The sequence below is a fragment of the Enterococcus sp. AZ091 genome (genome assembly GCF_051714805.1).
Taxonomy (GTDB): Bacteria; Bacillota; Bacilli; order Lactobacillales; family Enterococcaceae; genus Enterococcus_D; species Enterococcus_D gallinarum.
The window spans coordinates 1,019,166-1,038,159 of record NZ_JBIOSO010000002.1; the positions used below are offsets into that span (position 1 = coordinate 1,019,166).

Genomic DNA, 18,994 nt, shown 5'->3' on the forward strand with positions numbered 1-18,994 from the left:
GTGAAACAGCGACTAGTAATTTTATAAAGGGAATTAGATATAAACTTTTTACCCACTAATAAAAACTCTCTATTCATAAAATGCTTTTTTGAAAGAATCTATTTGAAAGAATCTAATGGTGGCGGGATAGGTGTAAATAGTCAGAGTATCTCAAAAAAGAATAACGTACGATAATTAGTGATGCTCGATGCTAAGAGTATCTTAAAAGGGACAAAAACTGTTAAGTTTTTGTCCCTTCTTTCGTCATATTTAGGAAAACTATTCTATAGTTACTCTTTCATTGTACGCTCATCTGGTACAATATTTTCTTTGAGTAGCCATTTATGGAAGAACCATTCTGCTAAACCGATCAAAACAGCAGGAACCAGGACCATCATCCATAAGTCAGTTGTATAGTTCATTGAAGTCAGATATAGCCAGAGAATAAGCGCTGACGCACCAGCATCTGCGATTGTTGCCGCAATATTGCCGATTTTTCTTAAGATAACTAAATCCCCTAGGACGTAGATCATGACTACAATTATTACTCCAACGATCGTAGAGTCCATAAAACTGACATTATAGATTCCCGTTAAAGTAATCCACAAAATAGCCCAAATAAATAGTGCTTTTACAACCAAAGCCTTTAGATGTTTCATTTCATACACTCCTTTTTTGTTTTTATTTCAATAGCAAGACTATCGTGTTAGGACAACCCTCTAATTCAAGGCTACCATTAGTAGATAGAGGCGTCAAAATTAATGCACCGACGACTTTATCTAGTAGAAGTCAAAAATGAGAGAAGCAATGAGCTGGTGTTTTAGGTGAAGTTCAGGTAAGGTTGTTTCAAGTAATGGCATTCCGGGATAAACCTTTTGAGTACGGAAAAAAGTAATCCCGTTGACAGAGTCGAGAGGAAGATAATGGTGAAAAAAATTTATTTTCTATGTACTGGCAATTCTTGTCGCAGCCAAATGGCTGAAGGGTATGGACATAAATTTCTATCTAAGTCAGATTTTGAAATTCGTAGTGCTGGGATTGAAACCCATGGATTAAATACGAAAGCTGTACAAGTAATGGCGGAAGATGGCATTGATATCTCTAACCAGACGTCTGATTTGATTGATAAAGAATATTTTGAGAATGCAGACTTGATTATTACCCTTTGTGGAGACGCAAAAGATAAATGTCCTGCTCTTCCTAAAGAAGCTGCTCATATTCACTGGGACTTGGAAGATCCTGCGCAAGTGACGGGATCGGAAGAAGCGAGAATGGCAGCATTCAGAAAAGCAAGAGACTTGATCAAAGAAAATATCTCTAAATTAAAATAATATCTCTCTTTTTGTATTGCTCTTATAAGTGCCTGGTGAGTGTCTGGAAATGACAGATTTCTGGAGATTTTTTTTAGCTTGTTTTGGTGATGACAACTTACTTATGAAACGTGTTTGACAGTATAGGAAAGGAGCTAAAAGTATGATTTTCAAATTTCTGCAGGATTACTTTGGCTTTACACACTGATATAGGCAGCTATTTATAGGAGTCCAGAAAATAGTTAGACTTTATTCTATCAACGAAGACCATTCTGAAAGTACCAAGGATACAGGCAAAACATCTCATTCATAAAAAAACAAGAAGTGCTCAAAAAAGACGATTTTGAGTGCTTCTTGTTTTTTGGGGAGCACGATCAGCGAACGAACGAAAGTTCCTTGTAACAATCATCAAGGGTCAAATAGAACAAGTTTTAGTGAATCGAAAAATATTTCAAAAAAGTATCAGCTGGTAAATCTATGAGGGATAATCTTTTTACCAAAAGTATTCTAGTCCTGCTATTAATTTAATCAGCTATTTCTTGTTGTGTTTAATAATAGCATTTAAGTTCCAATAATTTTTCGCATTTTTTTGTTTTTAAGATAAAAAAATAGAGATTTGTTCTAGGGGAGTAAGTGATATATCTGTATTGAGATAAAAATTTTAATAAAAGAAAGGATGGGTTTTTAGAATGAAAAAAACTGATAACTTTTTTTATGATTTCTATCTTTATTTCAGGCTGAATAGAAAGGGGGAACGCATCGAAAACACCTAGACAATCAAAGATAGAAATGAATAAAGCAGTTAAACGCTTAAAGATATCGAATAAAGAATGTCACTTTAGAGATTGATGATTAGCAATGGAATCTATCAGTATTGAAGGATAATAAAAATCTAAAAAAAGGAATGAGAAAACATGAAAAAAATAAAAGTAGTATTAGGTTTATTATTAAGTACAGTTGCTTTAACAAGTTTAAGCGCCTGCTCAACAGTAGAAGAATCCGGGGAAATGATTTCTGGAACAGGAACAGAAACTTTAGTTAGCGAGTCATCGGCTGCGGCTGTTGTGGACATCAATAAACTGAGCGATATCGGCTCTTTTGAAAAAATCGTCACAAAGGGCATTGATCCAAAAGTGAAAGATGTCATTACGTATAACCTAAATTATGAAAACTCGGATTGGGACCATATTCGCTTTTTAGTGAACCATGTAAAGATCGTCAATGTGGAGAAATTTAAAGACAAAGATAAAGAATACAAGACATTGCTTTCACTTAAATACCAATTGTTTAATGAAGATTCTAAAGACAAAAAGATTAAACCAGATAAAGCCTACATGGTTTTAAAAGATGGTATGCAGGTAGAGGCAGAGATTTTTGTCGATTACTTAGATGATGAGATTTTGACACACGACAAACACAAAGATGGGTTGATTCATTTTAAAGTAGCAGAAGAGCAAAAATTATCAGAGATACAAGCGTTAGATATCGAGTTCAAAGCAGATAATGACAAAACCCATACGTATCATATTGATTTATCAATGATTGAAGAAAAATAAAGTTTAAAGCAAGGAGGGAGAAAGAATGAATACGAACACTAAGAAACTATCTTTGTTGAGTTTTTTTGCAATAACTGCTTCAATGGTTATGACGGTTTATGAGTACCCAACCTTTGCGACATCAAAGATGAATCTTGTTTTTTATTTACTCGTTGGCGGCTTCCTCTGGTTTGTTCCTGTAGCCCTTTGCTCCGCAGAGATGGCCACTGTCAAGGGATGGGAGAAAGGGGGACTTTATACCTGGGTCTCAAATACATTGGGAAGAAAGTGGGGCTTTGCAGCCATTTTCTTTCAATGGTTTCAAATTACAGTTGGCTTTATCACGATGATTTACTTTATTGTCGGTGCGCTTTCCTACGCATTGAACTGGTCGGCATTGAATACGAATAGTTGGTTGAAGCTGATTGCGACATTAGTGATTTTTTGGCTGATCACGATTTCGCAATTTGACGGTACAAAAAATACAGCTAAGATTGCAAAAGTTGGTTTCTTTGTCGGCATAGTAGCGACTGGGGTTATTCTGTTTCTCCTAGGAATAATCTATATTGCTCAAGGCAATCCGATCAAAGTCTCATTTGGTGCGGGTGCTTGGATGCCAGATTTTACGAAAATAAATACGTTGATTGTTTTTGTTTCTTTTATTTTGGCCTATGCAGGGGTCGAGTCTTCTGCCAGTCATGTTAAAGACATGGACAATCCAGGAAAAAATTATCCTAAAGCTATTTTGATCTTAGTAGCTGCAACAATCCTTTTAGACACTCTCGGCGGTGTAACTGTTGCGGCAACGATTCCGCAAAATCAGTTGTCTTTAGATACCGGTGTGATTCAAGCCTATTCGTATTTAATCCATCATTTTGGCGGAAGCGAATGGCTGGTGCGGTTCATTGCAGTGGTCATTTGTTTAGGGGTTATTGCTGAAATTGCGGCATGGGTAGTCGGACCATCGACTGCGATGCTTGAAGCAGCAGAAAATGGTCTATTGCCAAAGCAACTGGCAAAAGTCAATCAACACAATGTGCCAACCAATATCGTGTTGATTCAAGGAATCATCGTTTCTATCTGGGCTGTCATATTGACACTAGGCGGTGGTGGTGCCAACCTTTCATTCTTTGTAGCGATGGCCTTGACCGTGTGCATCTATTTGGTGGCTTATGTTCTTTTGTTTATTTCCTACATCAAATTAGTGAAGGATAAAGATAATTTAACAAGAACCTACCATATTCCTGGTGGAAAAAATGTGAAGATCACTGTAGCAGTGGTTGGTTTACTTGTTTCCATCTTTTCATTCTTTATTTCATTCTTTCCACCCAATGATATCGGTTCAGGTAAAGGCGGAACGTATTTAACTATTTTGATCATTAGTTGGCTGATTATTGTCATTATACCGTTTGTCATTTATAAATTTGTAGGTGAGAAGGCAAACGGGATAAAATAAAAAAGAGTACGTATTAGATTAGGAGGAGATACAGATGCTATTCAGTAAAAAAAATAGAAAAGAAGCTCAATATTTAGAACCTATTTTTGGCAATGAAGCAATGGATGAAGCAATTCCTATGTACAAATTACCTAACGATTCCTTAGTGCCGCGAGATGCCTATGAATTAGTGAAAGATCAATTGATCGATGAAGGCGTATCAAGACAAAATTTAGCGACATTCTGCCAAACTTACATGGAACCCGAAGCGGTCAAAATCATGAGTGAGACACTAGATAAAAATGCCATCGATAAAACGGAATACCCTCGGACAGCAGAGATAGAAAATCGCTGTGTCAACATGATTGCTGATCTGTGGCATGCACCAGATGAATCAGATTTTATTGGGACCTCAACGGTTGGCTCAAGTGAGGCCTGTATGCTAGGTGGCCTTGCATTGAAGTTTGCTTGGCGCAATCGAGCAAAAAAACTCGGATTGGACATTACTAAGCAAAAACCGAACTTAGTGATTTCTTCTGCTTATCAAGTTGTTTGGGAAAAATTCTGTGTGTATTGGGACGTTGAAATGCGTACGATCCCCATTGATGAAGAACATGGCAGCATCAATGTAGAAACAGTCACCGATTATTTAGATGAATATACGATTGGGGTAGTTGGCATCTTAGGAATCACTTATACCGGAAGATACGATGACATCAAAGCATTAGACAAAAAGCTGGAGGCATACAACAAGCATACAGATTATAAAGTATATATCCACGTGGATGCTGCAAGTGGTGGGTTGTTTGCCCCATTTATGGAGCCAGAGCTTGAGTGGGACTTCCGCTTGAAAAATGTTCGCTCCATTAGTACTTCTGGACATAAATATGGACTTGTCTATCCAGGGGTTGGCTGGGTCATCTGGAAAGAAAAAGACTTCTTACCTGAAGAACTGGTCTTCAAAGTGAGTTATCTTGGTGGCGAGATGCCTACAATGGCTATCAACTTTTCAAGAAGTGCGAGCCAGATTATCGGACAATATTACACCTTTATCCGCAATGGCTTTGAGGGGTATCGCTTGATCCATAAAAAGACAAGTGACGTTGCAAAATATTTAGCAAAAGAGATTGAACAAATGGGTTATTTTGATATTTATAACGACGGTTCTCAATTACCGATCGTCTGTTATAAATTGAAAGAAGATGTATCTATTCCATGGAATTTATACGATTTGACTGATGAATTTGCCATGAAGGGCTGGCAAGTTCCTACTTATCCATTGCCGGATAATCTATCAAACATCAATATCCAACGTTTTGTTTGCCGTGCAGACTTAAGTATGCAAATGGCAATGGATCTGGTGCAAGATATGAAAGAAGGCATTGAACGCTTGAATAATCGTCCAAGCCGTCACGTATCTTCAAACCAAACGTACGGATTTTCACATTGATTGGAAGATTTATAGCTTTTCGGTCATTAAAAGTGAGTGGTTTCTATAAGATGAAACCACTCACTTTGTAGTTGGGGAAATCATTGGAAATTTTGGGAAAGGAACAGACTAGAATGACTGGAGGAAACTTCAAAAAACGACAATCTCTAGATTCACTTAGTCTGTCGATAGTTCTACTTTATGATAGTATTAATTGTAGTTTTCTTTTGAGGGACACGATTTTCACTATGGAATCAGTAAGATAAGGGATGGTTCTGTTAAAAAAACACAGAGGGTAGGCGCATCATGTAACAAATAAAAATCAATCGTATATTCTGAATTTTCTAGTAAGCGGCGTTCTTTTTCTCTAGAGAATTGTAAATTTTCAAGAATAAAAATAGTCTGCATGGGAGGAAAAAGGAATGTATAAAGAAGACTTGCTCGATAAGAATCTAAAATTAGAGTATATCTTATTAAAATTTTTGTACTTATCTACCGGACATATTAAAAAAAGTGACGCTTGTCGGGAGTTAAAAATCACGATGCCAACTCTTGTGAAACTATCAGATGATCTTAAACTGCAACTAAAAGATGAAAAAGTTTCCTTCTCAATCAATCGTTATACTTTAGATTTGAACGTGAATGACAGCGTTTCACTCGATGATTTGACCGATGTTTTATTGAAAAAATCAATGAAATATCAACTGCTAAACTATTTATTTCATCATAACGAGTATGAACCATTTGCAATAGCTGATGAATTAAAAACAAGTGTCGGTACTTTGAATCGCTTGATCACGGAATGTAATAATTTACTACGGCATTTTGAATTAAAGATAAGGAACAAAAAGCTAGCTGGAAGTATGACACAGTGGATTTATTTTTATTATAATTTATTTAAGATGGGGCCGATAGAGATCAATTCTACGCTGATCGATGAAGTTGTTGGGGACATAGTCAAAAAAGTATCTCTGTCTATTGCTCAACAAAAGCAGTTGAAAATATGGTTATTTGTTCTTATGAAAAAAATAGGGAACAAGACACTGCTGGAAAGCTTAGGCCAAGATGAGCAAATAAAGATCAATCGCTGTCTAGATATGCCAGTTTTTAAATACATTCGGCATAGTTATTTTTCAAAAAAATATATTTGTTCATCAGATGAAGCGACAATCGTCACCTATTTTATCTGCTTATTTTTAATTACAGTTGGTGGGATCCCCTATGAGGAAATTCGACTAGGATTATATACTAGCAAAAATCCCGTCTTTGAGATAACCGATGAAATAATGGCCGCGATCCAGTCGATTTATAAACTAAAGTCAAATTCAACCATTAAATCCAGTGTCTTTTCTCTCATCGCCCAAGTTTATTATTTTCATGGGGTCAATTATTCGATCGATAAAGTCACTTTGAATTATTACCATAACTTGTTTAACAATTCGTTTAGAAATCAGTTTGTCTTAGACATAATAGAAAATATTATTGAACCGACTAAATTGTTCAACCACACGAAATTAAAGTATTTGAAAAAAAGATTAGTATTCTTAATTTACATGCTGTCTCCTAAAGAGGAGTATCAAGTGAGAATAGCGGTCTTAAATATGGGCTCTAGTATTTTGGCAGATGCCTCTATTTACTTATTAGAAAATGAGTTGAAAGGGAAACAAGACGTTGTTATCCTACCCTATACAAGTGATGAACCATTTGATTTATTGATCTCTAATGCCTACCTTCCCGCATTAGGGAACAATTACAGTCAATTCTATCAAGTAACGGCAATCGGCGCAGATTTAGAGATAAAGAAAATTTTTACTATTATCGATCAAATAGCCTATTCCAAGTATCGTTCTTTTGTTATTAAGTAATAGTTACTGTAGAAGACGTAGGATGGATGCAGCGAATGCGAGAACTAAAGAAAGGCTTAGAGTAACGGTGATTGTAAAGTGTCGCGCTCTATAACTAATTTAATAGCAGAATATTTTGTTAACATAGAGTAAGAAGAATTTTTTAATCTGATGAAATTTTATTTTAGTAGGAAGTTAATGAGCCTCAAACAATAACCCTCAAATGTTCTTTGTCATTAGTAGTATGACAAAGAACATTTTACTAGGTTCAGTTCTTTTTCTAACAAGTTCAAGGAGGGAATCAAAAAGACAAGCGAATAAAGGGATCGTTTTGTTTTTTGAGGGGTAAAGCATCTAAGTGAATCAGCTCGTCAAAAGAGTCTAGAAAATCAGGACTAGTTGAATGCGTAACTACGATAATTATCTTATCATTGAAAGAGTTGATCAAATCTTTGATAATCAGCTCATTTCCACTATCAAGCCCAGAAGTCGGTTCATCCAATAGAATGATATCGGAATTTTTAAAGACAGCGCGAGCGATTTCGATTCTCCTTAATTCCCCTCCTGAAAGAAAATTTATCCATTTGTTTTCTTGTTCTTCTAATAATTTCTCGTAGTTAAAGCGATTGGCCAAGCCACTCTTATTTAATGCATCAACAACTCTTTCAAGTTCAAAATCATTAAAAACAGAGAGATTAGAAGCAATACTGGTCTGAAAAATAGCGGTCTTTTGTTGGACAAGTGAGACTTTTTGATACAAGGAATCTCTAGAAATTTGATTCATCTCTTGTTCATTGATAAATAGTTGACGGTCACCGACAGAATAAATGCCTGCTAAAATATTCAATAGCGTGGATTTCCCGCTGCCACTCGCACCTGTAATTGCATACTTTTTCCCTCTTTCAAATTGATAGCTTAATCCATTGATTAATGTACGGGTACCATAACTATAGCTTAAGTTAGCAATCGACAAAGTTGTGATGGGACTTTCAAGAATGATTGATCGAGTCATTTCATCATCATCTGTACTATCGATAAAAGATATAAGATCATCAGCGACTTTCTTACTGGATAAAATATCGGTAATCGAGGTGCTGAAATATTCCAATGGACCGGCAATCGTACTCATTAAGGTAGTCATAGCAATGAGGTTAGGAAGGGTTATTATTTTTGCTGCAACAAAAAAAACACCAATAATCCACGTTCCAGAGTAGGCAAGGTCGCCAAGACCAAAAGAAATCGCGTAGGTAAGTCCTTGTAACGATTCAAAATGAATATTTTGCTTTTTCAGTCGCTCGCTACTTTCAGAAAAACGTGTAGCATATTTCGGGAATCCTCTGCCTACTCTTAGTGTCAGATAGCCAGAAAGAAGTTGTTCAAATAAACTGAGTGTATGATCTTGTACCTCGACCGCCGCTTTACGACGAGTTCCAAGAATTTTTTTGGCAAAATAAGGAGCTAACAAGGGGCTAAAGGCTAGCAATAGCATGACAATTGAAAAGGAAGCACTAAGTCTTAAAGAGAAAAGAAGTGAAAAAATAAAGGTAAAGATGCTTAAAATCAATCCAAATCCAGGTTTCAAAAATTCTTGCTCAATAACTTTTATTTCATTGGCTAGCTTTGAAAGGTAATAATTTTTTTCGCTTTTTAAAAACTTTTCTGGATCCATTCGGACTATCTTTTGCGAGAGGCCGACTCTAAGCTGATCCGTTATTGAGTGGACCAAGATAGATTTACTGCGTCTGGGGACAAAGTCGCTCATGGTGTTTAATAAGATATAAAAGAAGGCGAATAAGCCAACAACCATAAGCTTTTTTATATTTCCTGACATAGCAACTTCTGTGATAAGACTATAAACAAGTGCAACGCCAACCTGAATAAGCGCAGCGATTGCGCAAATAATCACATGCGTAACAAGCAGTTTTTTATTTTTTAGTACTATCTTTTTCATTTTCTCCCTCCTTAAGTAAACTATAACATAGTGATTTGATACATATATAGTGCAAAAAGATACTATTTTTTTGATTGTGTAGCATCATGGTAGGCTTACCATACAATCAAAGAAGAGTTATGGAAAAAATTTAGGATTGGTGTTACACCTTCAGTTGCTATATTAGATTTAAGTGCAGTAACATCTGTTGTAGGGAGGAGCATCAGAAATAGAACTACATAATCGTACGTCATTACTTGATATTGAAGAAATGCATACAATATAGTTCGAAAAACAATAAATGTAATTTTTTGAAAGTGTTACGTTTGGATTAAAAGCAGATAGAACGATAACTAACGAATAAAGAAAAAGCTATCTAGTTTTATGCTCTTCATTCTCCCCGTTATGGATATTGATAAGATATCAAATAATCAGTGTTCTTATTAGTAGAGACCTATCTAGGTGCATAGATCAATTATTACTTGCTTTATTTTTGATAGGACGAAAGATAAATAATACATAACGACACCTCTTCTCATATTCATAAGTATGAGAGGGGTGTCGTTATTGTTACAAGCAGAAAAGCTGTTCAAATTCCGCCTAAATTTAGGGCGTTCAGAATTGTTTTTTTGATAACTGTAGTATTTCCGGAAACCATATCTTTAAAAGAAACAGCAATGCCTTGTTTTTTTATTTCTTCGCTTAGATAGTTTGAATCCATATCATTAAAAACAAGTAAATCTGCAGCAGGAATATCATTACTTGAAATATCATAACTAATAAATTGAGTCTCAATTTCTGCTGGTAAGAGTGTCTTGATTTTTTCTTGAAATGATTTTGCTTGTCTAAGATTCATTGTTGTGCTGTAACCGAATGGTGCCATACCCCGAACATTGATAGAAAAAATCCAACAGATTTTTTTCATTGCTAAAACTCCTTTTTAAAAAGTGTATCATCTAATAAAGGGTAACTCAATAAATTTTCAAATTCATCCTTTTATTTTTAGATTTGACGAGAGAGTCTTCTTGGGTGTCTGATGCAAACTCATTAATTTATAATAAAATTAGAAATGAGATAGTTGAATAATAGATATACTTGATAAATTTTTCTAAATGAAACTACTTTGGTGGACTTTATGCATCTTCTTACAGTTCAAAGTTTTATAGTGAATGTTTACTTTGATTAAAACAGATTATAATATGATTAGAATAAGACGTCTTAGAACAGAGATCACAGGGAGTTTCTTTCTATCCTCTTTTTAGCTAAAGTGTTAAAAAATAGTTTCAATAGAACGTGTTCAAAAAAGCTAAATCTTGAAAGCAGATTTATGAGTGATAAATAAATCTTTGGATATATTTCTTTTGTAATCGTTTACACTCGAGGGCGTTAGGGGTATATTTTAGATGTTGATATGACGTCATAACGACTAGCTAATTCATTATAGAAAGGGGAATTATCATGAAAAATGAAAGGTTAGCCCAGCAGATTCTAGAGTATCTAGGCGGAACAGAAAATATTGAGTCAATTACTCACTGTGCAACAAGATTACGCCCAAGTCTGAAGAAACGTGAGTTAGTTCAAAGTGAAAAAATAGAATTATTGGATGGTGTGGCAGGAGTAGTCAATAAAGATTCCGGGTATCAAATAATTATTGGAACGAATGTAGGGGAAGTTTATGAAGACTTCTTAAAAGTATTGAATAGAGAAAATAATGAAACGACCAATGAAAAAAATTCTAAAGTCCAGACAAAAAAGAGCTTAATAAATGAGTTTGTTCAACTCGTAGTGAGTATCTTCTCGCCATTATTACCTTTATTAGCCGGATCGGGTCTTCTTCGAGGATTTACAATTCTTGCAAATGAGGTCGGAATTTTATCTACGGATAGCTCGACAAATTTGATGTTGACACTTGCTGCAACATCTGTCTTCTACTTCTTACCGTTACTAGTTTCGGTAACTGCAGCAAACCGATTTAAAACGAGTCCTTATATTGCCATTGCAGTCGCTGGTGCATTGATTATGCCAGACTTTATTAATTTGATCCAAGGGGACGGGGGCAATACGATTTCTTTCTTTGGTTTACCAGTTCCAGTCTTTAACTACACTTCGCAGATTCTGCCCGCAATTTTTACAACATGGGTACAATCGAAAATGGAACATTTCATGAAAAAAACAATTCCGAATAGTTTGCATATGATTTTGATACCAACCGTTCTTTTGTTTGTGTTAGTGCCTGTAACTGCCAGTATTTTTGGTCCCTTAGGTAACTATATTAGTATTGGTATTGCTGGATTTGTAAATTATTTAGCAGGAATCAATCAGATTATTACAGGGGCAATTACAGGTGGCATTTGGAATATTTTGATCATGTTTGGTGTTCATTGGGCATCAAATACCATGGTTATTATTCCGGAAATCGCTAGCACAGGTCACTCACCATTCATTGCGTATGGCGCAACTGCAAACTTTGGGATGGCAGGAGCAGCATTTGCAGTTTTCTTACGATCAAAAAATACCAAATTAAGGAACTTTTCTTTGACTGCAATTACTTCTGTCTTTTTATCTGGAATTGTAGAGCCTGCTATTTACGGTCTAGGAGTAAAATTTAAAACACCGTTGATTGCTGGCTGTCTTGGTGCTGCAATGGGTGGAGCTTTTATGGGTGCATTTAATGTTATTGGTAACGCCTTTGTATTTGGAGGATTAACCACCATTCCAGCTTTTGCGGGTCCTACACTTTGGGCGTACATTGTGGGTTTGGTGATTGCATTTTTTGGTGGAATGATCCTAACAATCATTTTAGGTATAAAAGACCCAGAAGCTGAAATGAAATAAAGAATAAGAGAATGGAGATAGTTTATATGAGTTTACAAATAAAAATTCAAGGTACATTGGGGGCAGCAGCTATTGCAGATGCTATGGGAGCTGCAACAGAAAATCTTACTTTTGATCAAATTAGAACAAAGTTCAATGGCAAAGTTTCTACCTTTTTAAAACCGGAGGAAGGTGCTTTTGCATTAGGGAATGAAGCTGGACAAGTCACAGATGATTTTTCGCAAATTTATACGTTGTGTCACAGTATTATAGAAAATAGAGGAGTAATTGATTCTGAAACAGTGAAGACAGCCATCTTGAAATGGTCAGAAAATACATGGTACTTCGATCGATTTGCAGGTCCAACTACGCGAAGTGCGATTGCAATGTATAAAAATCCTGATCAAAAAATGGCGCCTTTACCGGGAGCTATGGCTGTAGACTATGCTTCAAAAGCTACGAACGGAGCTGCAATGAAAATCGCACCTGCAGGGATATTAAACCCAGGAGATATTGAAAAAGCTATTCAAGAAGCGTTGATTATAACGCAAGTAACTCATGATAATGCACTGGCTATTTCTGGAGCAGCTGCAGTTGCGGCAGCAGTGTCAGCCTCTTTGTGTGACCATGCAACTATGGACCAATTAGTAGCAATAGGGATTTATGGCGCTTGTCGGGGAGAAGAATTAGGCAAAGTTTATTCCCGAGAAGTTGGCGGTCCCAGCGTTGTTGAACGCATGAAACTAGCGTATACTATAGTTAATCAATCTGGTACCCATGAAGAAAAACTACAGCGACTAGCTCAAATCATCGGTAGTGGGCTCCATATCTCAGAAGCAGTTCCGTGTGCGTTTGGAATTATCGCCCTAAACAAACAAGATCCTTTTAATGCGATCATAGATGCAGTGAATGTAGGATACGACACTGATACGATTGCGACAATTGTAGGATCCATGGTTGGGGCATTGATTGATCCAGATGATGAACGTTTTACGCCACTGTTTCGTGATGTTCAATCAGCGAATAGCTACGATTTAACTAGTTTGGCTGAATCTTTAGCAAATGTGGTGAATGAAAATGATAAGTCCAAAGGTAAAATATCTCTCGATTTATGAAGAGCTGAAAAAAGAAATCAATGAAGGAAAATATCCAGTTGGGCAACCTTTTTTGACTGAACCGGAACTTCAAGAAAAATACGGAGTAAGCCGTATTACAGTTCGTCATGCCTTGCAACTTTTAGTAGATGAAGGTTTTATCAAAAGAATTCATGGTGTAGGTACAATTGTACTCAGTACGAAAGAATTACTGCAATTACAAACCCTTCTAAGTTTTTCGGAAGAAAATAAACTGCAGTCCAATCATTCAGAGTTAATTTCTTTAAATACATCTTTGGAAGCAAATGAGGTGTTGTGTAGTAAGTTAGATTTGCCAAAAGGAGCGGAGGTCAGCAAACACGAACGCCTTCGCTACGTGGATGATCAATGTATTGGATTTCAACGAGTATATTGTCCATCATACATTGAGCTAAAAGAAAAAGATCTTGCTGACAAACATGCATCACTTTATCAAATTATGCGTAGTCAAGGTTTTATAGTAACAACAGCACAAGAAACCATTGAGTCAGTTGTGTCTGATGAAGAACTCTCCAACTTATTAAAAATTGAAATGAATACACCACTTTTATATGTCGAGCGTCTGACTAAAGACCACAAAAATCGCTTAGTTGAATATGCTGAAATTTATTATCGTGGGGACCGCTATCGCTATCATGTTCAACTGAAAGTACCATAGAGGGAATACAAAGTTGTACTGATCATTACGAAGTCTAAAGCATTTAGGGCGGATAGAATGTTTCTATTCGTCTCTTATTTTGTGAAAATGAATTTTCCGATCAACAAACTGAAAAAAAGTATTTGACTTTTTTTCAGTTTGCGTATAAAGTAATAAACAACTTAATGAAACAGACATCGAAAAGAAGAGTAGCAAGGTTTCTTCGTTTTAAGAGAGTCTCTGGCTGGTGAGAAGAGACAACAAGGACTTGTGAACCACATCTTGGAGTCGTTTTTCTGAATCGAGTAGGAAAGACCGGGAGTGCCCGTTATAGCAGCAGTCATTGTTTGATGACTTTCTGAGATCAGTTGCTGTGAAGCACTGATAAACAAAGGTGGAACCGCGTTGATAACGTCCTTTAGCTGTAATGGCTAAAGGACTTTTTTTATTTAATGGCGGTATCAGCAAATCCATCAACTGACTGCATGAGGTTTTTTCTGTGAAGGAAAAACAAATTGAGGTGGAACCACGTATTAAACGTCCTCTGGCATTAGGCCGGAGGGCGTTTTTTGTTGGGCGCCTTTCATTTTAATGATTTTAATCAAGTGGAAACACGGCAAGATGGTGCTTGGTCATTTTAAATCAAGCAAGCAGTCATTGCCGCAAAATCAAGGAGGCAAAAAGAAATGATCGATTATTTAGTAAGTGTGATGCCGCAACTGCTTTCTGGGGCAGGGATCACAATCAAATTGTTTGGATTAACGTTAATAGGATCGATTCCATTAGGGATCATCTTGGCTTTTATTCTTGCTAGTCGACTACGGATCTTGAAAGCAATCGTGCAAGTGTATGTCTGGCTGATGCGAGGAACGCCTTTACTGTTACAACTGATCTTTGTATTTTATGGTCTGCCGATCCTGAACATTGTCTTTGATCGGTTTGAAGCAGCACTGATTGCCTTTATTATCAATTATGCCGCTTATTATGCCGAGATTTTTCGGGGAGGGATCCAATCAATCCCTGCAGGGCAATACGAAGCAGCAAAAGTTCTGCGCCTATCACCTTTACAGACGATTCGCAAGATTATCATTCCGCAAGTAGTCAAGATCACGCTTCCTTCAGTAGGGAACGAAGTGATCAATTTAGTAAAAGATACTTCGCTTGTCTATATTTTAGGTTTGTCGGATGTTATGCGTATCGGTAAAATCGCAATGGAACGAGACAGCACGTTGGTACCATTACTGGGCGTTGCGCTGATTTACTTAATGATGACTGGTATTTTTACACTGATTTTGAAACAGTTAGAAACAAAACTCGATTATTACCGTTAGGAGGCGTAGGAACATGTTAGAACTGAAACAAGTATCAAAAGCATTTGGCGACAAGCAGGTTATCGATCGCTTAGACCTGACAATTGAAGAAGGCAGCATCCTAGCGGTAGTCGGACCTTCTGGCGGTGGAAAAACAACCCTGCTGCGTACCCTTGCTGGATTGGAGACCATCGATTCAGGAACTTTTTTACTAGATGGACAACCTTTTGATCCCACGGATACGAAAAAACAAGAACAAGTAGTCGGTGTCGTTTTTCAAGACTTTCAGCTATTTCCGCATTTGTCGGTATTCGATAACATCACACTGGCACCAAAAATGGTATTGAAACAAGACAAAGCTAGCTATACCGAAAAAGCTATTGCTTTGGCTAAACAGTTGGGATTATCTGAACTTTTAACGCAATATCCTTACCAACTTTCAGGAGGGCAACGCCAACGAGTAGCGATTGCGCGGGCGATGGCGATGGATCCGAAAGTATTGGCGTATGATGAACCTACGAGTGCATTAGATCCAGGTCTGCGCCAGCAAGTCGAAAAACTGATCTTAGATTTGAAAAAAGAGGGCGTTACTCAGATCGTGGTTACCCATGATCTGGTTTTTGCAAAAAATATTGCCGATCAATTATTAGAAGTTGAAGGGAACTAAGGAGGAAGAAAAATGAAAAAAATTGGATTAACGTTGTTAGCCGGAGCCAGCTTATTACTTTTTGCTGCATGTGGCAACAGTAGCGAGAAAGCAGAAAGTGCTGCAGACAAAGAGGAAGTCATCGTTGGGTTGGACGATACCTTTGTACCGATGGGCTTTCAAGATGACCAAGGGGACATCGTTGGTTTCGATGTTGACCTAGCAAAAGCCGTTTTTGATTTAACAGGAACCAAAGTCAAATTCCAAGCAATCGACTGGTCGATGAAAGAAACAGAATTAGATAATGGTACCATCGATATGATTTGGAATGGCTACACAAAAACAGAAGCCCGGGAAAAGAAAGTATTATTCAGCGATACTTATATGGAAAACAAGCAGGTTCTAGTAACTGCCAAAGACAGCAACATCACTTCATTTGATGCAATGAAAGACAAAGTTCTAGGGGCACAAGAAGGATCCTCTGGCTATGATACCTTCAACAATCAACCAGAAGTATTGAAAGACATTGTCGCCGATAATGAAGCAACTTTATATGCTAGTTTCAACGAAGCGTTTATCGATTTGGAAAATGGTCGGATCGATGGTCTTTTGATCGATCGGGTCTACGCGGAGTACTATTTGACTCAGACGAAAAAAGCGGACGATTACAATGTTATTGAAAGTCCCTTCAAAGCCGAAAATTTTGCAGTAGGAGTACGAAAAGACGATCAAGCATTGGCGGATAAAATCAATGAGGGATTAAAGAAACTGCAAGAAAATGGCACATTTGCTGAGATTTCCGAAAAATGGTTTGGAGAAGATGTTTCTCCTGAATAAATGAAAAACGATTGACGGCGACATAAGCCACAACAAAAACGATCACAGTAGCTACCTGGCATGAAGCGATTGATGAACAGGTGCAAGGTAGCTTAACTGTAGTCTTACTAAAGAGATTTTTAAGAAGCATTTCTTGTCTTTTCTCCTTTAGATCGTCTTTGTTTGATGGATTTATGGAGCGGTCTTTTTTTCATTAGTGGGATCTTTTATTTCTAGTAGTAAACTTTCTGACAGGAAAACTTTTGTTCGCCTTCTTTTTTCGTTATAATAGGTAGAGACGAAAAGAGGGATAAGAATGGCGCAAAAAAAACGCGCGAAGAAACGCAAAACAAAAAAACAACAAAAACAACAAGAGAAACTGATTCTAGTCGGCATCGGCTTGCTTTTCATCTTGTTTTCGATCTTTGGTTTTTTCCACTTAGGCTTTTTAGGAACGCTGATCGCTAACGGCTTTCGTATCATTGGAGGCAATACGTATCAAGTGCTTTGTCTCGCATTGGCCGTTTACGGGGGATGGTTGGCAATCAAGACCACAGAAGCTCGTTTTACGAGTTTACGTCGAGTGGTTGGCTGTGTGCTGATCTATTTGGGGATCTTAGTGATCCTGCATGCGCATTTATTCAATAATGTCATGAATGAATCGCCGAATGTCTTGCAGACGACTTGGTCGACATTGCTGGATGATATTCGCCGCAGTCAAGTTTCACAAAATGTGGGAGGAGGCATGGTCGGCGCATTCTTCTATCGCGGAACCTATTTCCTTGTATCCCAGATCGGCAGTTACATTCTAGCTGTCTTGATGATCATGATCGGTGGCTTTTTGTTCAGTAAGATGAGCAGTCACGAGTTGTTGGAGCATCTGCAGCACGCTGGTGAAAAGGTTCAGCAATGGTTGGAAGGATCACCTGAAAAACAAGCAGCCCGCGAAGAACGAAAAGCGCAAAAAGCTGCTGAAAAAGCAGCGAAAAAAGAAGCAGAGCGTTCTGCTATTTTGGCTGAGATCAAAGAAAAGAATCAAGTCCGTCCCTTCACGGAAGCAGAGCGAGCAGCCCAATCAGAACCAGATTTGTCGGAAATCGAACCAGAGCAGTTAAGTTTTGTGCCAATCGATCATTTTCAAGAATTGCCAAAAACACCGCCAGCTGCATCATCCTCTCCGACTTCGGCACAGGAGAAAAAAGAAAGTGTTGAAGAAATGGAAGATGATGGCGAAGTGTTGGAATTTGAAATTTCCGAAGAAGCAGAAAATCGCGACTATGAGTTGCCGTCCGCTGAATTGTTGGACTCGATCCCTGCAACCGATCAAAGCAGCGAGTACAAAAAAATCGAACAAAACATTGGTGTTTTAGAAAAGACTTTCCAAAGCTTTGGCGTCGATGCCAAGGTGGTAAAAGCTAGTTTAGGACCAGCAGTAACTAAATTTGAAGTACAGCCAGCAGTCGGAGTCAAAGTCAGCAAAATCGTTGGCTTAACAGATGACATCGCACTGGCGCTAGCTGCTAAAGATGTGCGGATGGAAGCACCGATTCCTGGGAAATCACTGATTGGGATCGAGGTGCCTAACAGTGCTGTCAGCATGGTTTCCTTCCGAGAGGTGATTGAAGCACAGCCGGATCATCCCGATAAGTTGTTAGAAGTCCCTTTGGGTAGAGATATTTCTGGCCGTGTCCAAACGGCCGATCTAACGAAAATGCCTCACTTACTGATTGCAGGATCTACTGGTAGTGGGAAATCCGTTGCAATCAACGGTATCATCACAAGTATTTTGATGCGGGCAAAACCCCACGAAGTCAAATTGATGATGATCGATCCGAAAATGGTTGAATTGAATGTCTATAATGGCATTCCTCATCTATTGACTCCGGTAGTGACGAACCCTCGGAAAGCAGCGCAAGCGTTGCAAAAAGTGGTTAAAGAGATGGAAGAACGGTATGAGAAGTTCGCTGCGACAGGAGTTAGAAATATCACAGGATACAATGAACTAGTGATCAATAAAAATTTAGAAGATGGTGAAAACCGACCAATCTTGCCATTCATCGTTGTCATTGTTGATGAATTGGCTGACTTGATGATGGTCGCAAGTAATGAAGTAGAAGATGCGATCATTCGTCTAGCTCAAATGGCGCGGGCTGCAGGGATCCATATGATCCTGGCG

The 18,994-nt window shown here is 37.6% G+C and carries 15 protein-coding genes and 1 other annotated feature; of the genes, 12 read left to right on the top strand and 3 right to left on the bottom strand.

From position 1 onward, the window contains the following. Window positions 1–269 precede the first annotated feature (269 nt). Entirely contained in the window at window positions 270–638 is a 369-nt protein-coding gene (locus IGJ28_RS17225) for a DUF2512 family protein (RefSeq protein ID WP_103301041.1), read from the bottom strand. Between the two features lie 267 nt (window positions 639–905). On the opposite strand from IGJ28_RS17225, the gene arsC reads away from it, so the two are divergent. The 5 genes from arsC (at window position 906) to IGJ28_RS17250 (ending at window position 7,553) form a co-directional block, all read left to right on the top strand. Next, window positions 906–1,310 carry an arsenate reductase (thioredoxin) gene (gene arsC / locus IGJ28_RS17230; RefSeq protein ID WP_252711670.1) on the top strand — a complete coding sequence of 135 codons (405 nt, stop codon included), beginning with the start codon at window positions 906–908 and terminating at the stop codon, window positions 1,308–1,310. Between the two features lie 893 nt (window positions 1,311–2,203). After that, the gene (locus tag IGJ28_RS17235; RefSeq protein WP_113849178.1) at window positions 2,204–2,845 is read left to right on the top strand and encodes a hypothetical protein; all 642 of its coding nucleotides are present in this window, start codon (window positions 2,204–2,206) and stop codon (window positions 2,843–2,845) included. 25 nt (window positions 2,846–2,870) lie between these two features. Further along, a complete protein-coding gene (locus IGJ28_RS17240) occupies window positions 2,871–4,280 on the top strand; it encodes an amino acid permease (RefSeq protein WP_438845545.1) in 1,410 nt (469 codons plus the stop codon). Window positions 4,281–4,314: 34 nt separating this feature from the next. Further along, a complete protein-coding gene (locus tag IGJ28_RS17245; protein ID WP_252711666.1) occupies window positions 4,315–5,709 on the top strand; it encodes a glutamate decarboxylase in 1,395 nt (464 codons plus the stop codon). Between the two features lie 401 nt (window positions 5,710–6,110). Beyond that, on the top strand, window positions 6,111–7,553 hold the full coding sequence (locus IGJ28_RS17250) for a helix-turn-helix domain-containing protein (protein WP_081131010.1): 1,443 nt from the start codon (window positions 6,111–6,113) through the stop codon (window positions 7,551–7,553). A gap of 280 nt (window positions 7,554–7,833) precedes the next feature. Here the strand turns inward: IGJ28_RS17250 and IGJ28_RS17255 are convergent, their stop codons facing one another. Further along, window positions 7,834–9,483 (bottom strand): ATP-binding cassette domain-containing protein, encoded by a 1,650-nt coding sequence (locus IGJ28_RS17255; protein WP_438845546.1) that lies wholly within the window; start codon window positions 9,481–9,483, stop codon window positions 7,834–7,836. A gap of 568 nt (window positions 9,484–10,051) precedes the next feature. Next, on the bottom strand, window positions 10,052–10,387 hold the full coding sequence (locus IGJ28_RS17260; RefSeq protein WP_103301055.1) for a hypothetical protein: 336 nt from the start codon (window positions 10,385–10,387) through the stop codon (window positions 10,052–10,054). A gap of 533 nt (window positions 10,388–10,920) precedes the next feature. Between IGJ28_RS17260 and IGJ28_RS17265 the strand changes: the two genes are divergently transcribed. The 7 genes from IGJ28_RS17265 to IGJ28_RS17295 all read left to right on the top strand — a co-directional run. Continuing rightward, window positions 10,921–12,297: a PTS transporter subunit EIIC gene (locus IGJ28_RS17265; protein WP_252711663.1), complete on the top strand. Its 1,377-nt coding sequence runs from the start codon at window positions 10,921–10,923 to the stop codon at window positions 12,295–12,297. 26 nt (window positions 12,298–12,323) lie between these two features. After that, complete coding sequence (locus IGJ28_RS17270; RefSeq protein WP_252711658.1) at window positions 12,324–13,391, top strand: ADP-ribosylglycohydrolase family protein; 1,068 nt, start codon at window positions 12,324–12,326, stop codon at window positions 13,389–13,391. Continuing rightward, window positions 13,348–14,067 (top strand): GntR family transcriptional regulator, encoded by a 720-nt coding sequence (locus IGJ28_RS17275; protein ID WP_225585883.1) that lies wholly within the window; start codon window positions 13,348–13,350, stop codon window positions 14,065–14,067. Before IGJ28_RS17270 ends, IGJ28_RS17275 begins: the two co-directional genes overlap by 44 nt. Window positions 14,068–14,234: 167 nt before the next feature. Then, window positions 14,235–14,468, top strand: a binding site (T-box leader). Window positions 14,469–14,732: 264 nt separating this feature from the next. Continuing rightward, window positions 14,733–15,377 carry an amino acid ABC transporter permease gene (locus IGJ28_RS17280; protein ID WP_171917870.1) on the top strand — a complete coding sequence of 215 codons (645 nt, stop codon included), beginning with the start codon at window positions 14,733–14,735 and terminating at the stop codon, window positions 15,375–15,377. A gap of 13 nt (window positions 15,378–15,390) precedes the next feature. Next, complete coding sequence (locus IGJ28_RS17285; protein WP_438845547.1) at window positions 15,391–16,023, top strand: amino acid ABC transporter ATP-binding protein; 633 nt, start codon at window positions 15,391–15,393, stop codon at window positions 16,021–16,023. 12 nt (window positions 16,024–16,035) lie between these two features. Further along, window positions 16,036–16,839 (top strand): amino acid ABC transporter substrate-binding protein, encoded by an 804-nt coding sequence (locus IGJ28_RS17290; RefSeq protein WP_003128218.1) that lies wholly within the window; start codon window positions 16,036–16,038, stop codon window positions 16,837–16,839. Between the two features lie 295 nt (window positions 16,840–17,134). Next, a partial coding sequence (locus IGJ28_RS17295; protein WP_438845548.1) for a DNA translocase FtsK occupies window positions 17,135–18,994 on the top strand: 1,860 nt, incomplete at its 3' end.

Coding starts and splice junctions, on each gene's coding strand:
- IGJ28_RS17225 (WP_103301041.1), bottom strand. CDS start 638: ATGAAACATCTAAAGGCTTTGGTTGTAAAAGCACTATTTATTTGGGCT.
- IGJ28_RS17235 (WP_113849178.1), top strand. CDS start 2,204: ATGAAAAAAATAAAAGTAGTATTAGGTTTATTATTAAGTACAGTTGCT.
- IGJ28_RS17240 (WP_438845545.1), top strand. CDS start 2,871: ATGAATACGAACACTAAGAAACTATCTTTGTTGAGTTTTTTTGCAATA.
- IGJ28_RS17245 (WP_252711666.1), top strand. CDS start 4,315: ATGCTATTCAGTAAAAAAAATAGAAAAGAAGCTCAATATTTAGAACCT.
- IGJ28_RS17250 (WP_081131010.1), top strand. CDS start 6,111: ATGTATAAAGAAGACTTGCTCGATAAGAATCTAAAATTAGAGTATATC.
- IGJ28_RS17255 (WP_438845546.1), bottom strand. CDS start 9,483: ATGAAAAAGATAGTACTAAAAAATAAAAAACTGCTTGTTACGCATGTG.
- IGJ28_RS17260 (WP_103301055.1), bottom strand. CDS start 10,387: ATGAAAAAAATCTGTTGGATTTTTTCTATCAATGTTCGGGGTATGGCA.
- IGJ28_RS17265 (WP_252711663.1), top strand. CDS start 10,921: ATGAAAAATGAAAGGTTAGCCCAGCAGATTCTAGAGTATCTAGGCGGA.
- IGJ28_RS17270 (WP_252711658.1), top strand. CDS start 12,324: ATGAGTTTACAAATAAAAATTCAAGGTACATTGGGGGCAGCAGCTATT.
- IGJ28_RS17275 (WP_225585883.1), top strand. CDS start 13,348: ATGAAAATGATAAGTCCAAAGGTAAAATATCTCTCGATTTATGAAGAG.
- IGJ28_RS17280 (WP_171917870.1), top strand. CDS start 14,733: ATGATCGATTATTTAGTAAGTGTGATGCCGCAACTGCTTTCTGGGGCA.
- IGJ28_RS17285 (WP_438845547.1), top strand. CDS start 15,391: ATGTTAGAACTGAAACAAGTATCAAAAGCATTTGGCGACAAGCAGGTT.
- IGJ28_RS17290 (WP_003128218.1), top strand. CDS start 16,036: ATGAAAAAAATTGGATTAACGTTGTTAGCCGGAGCCAGCTTATTACTT.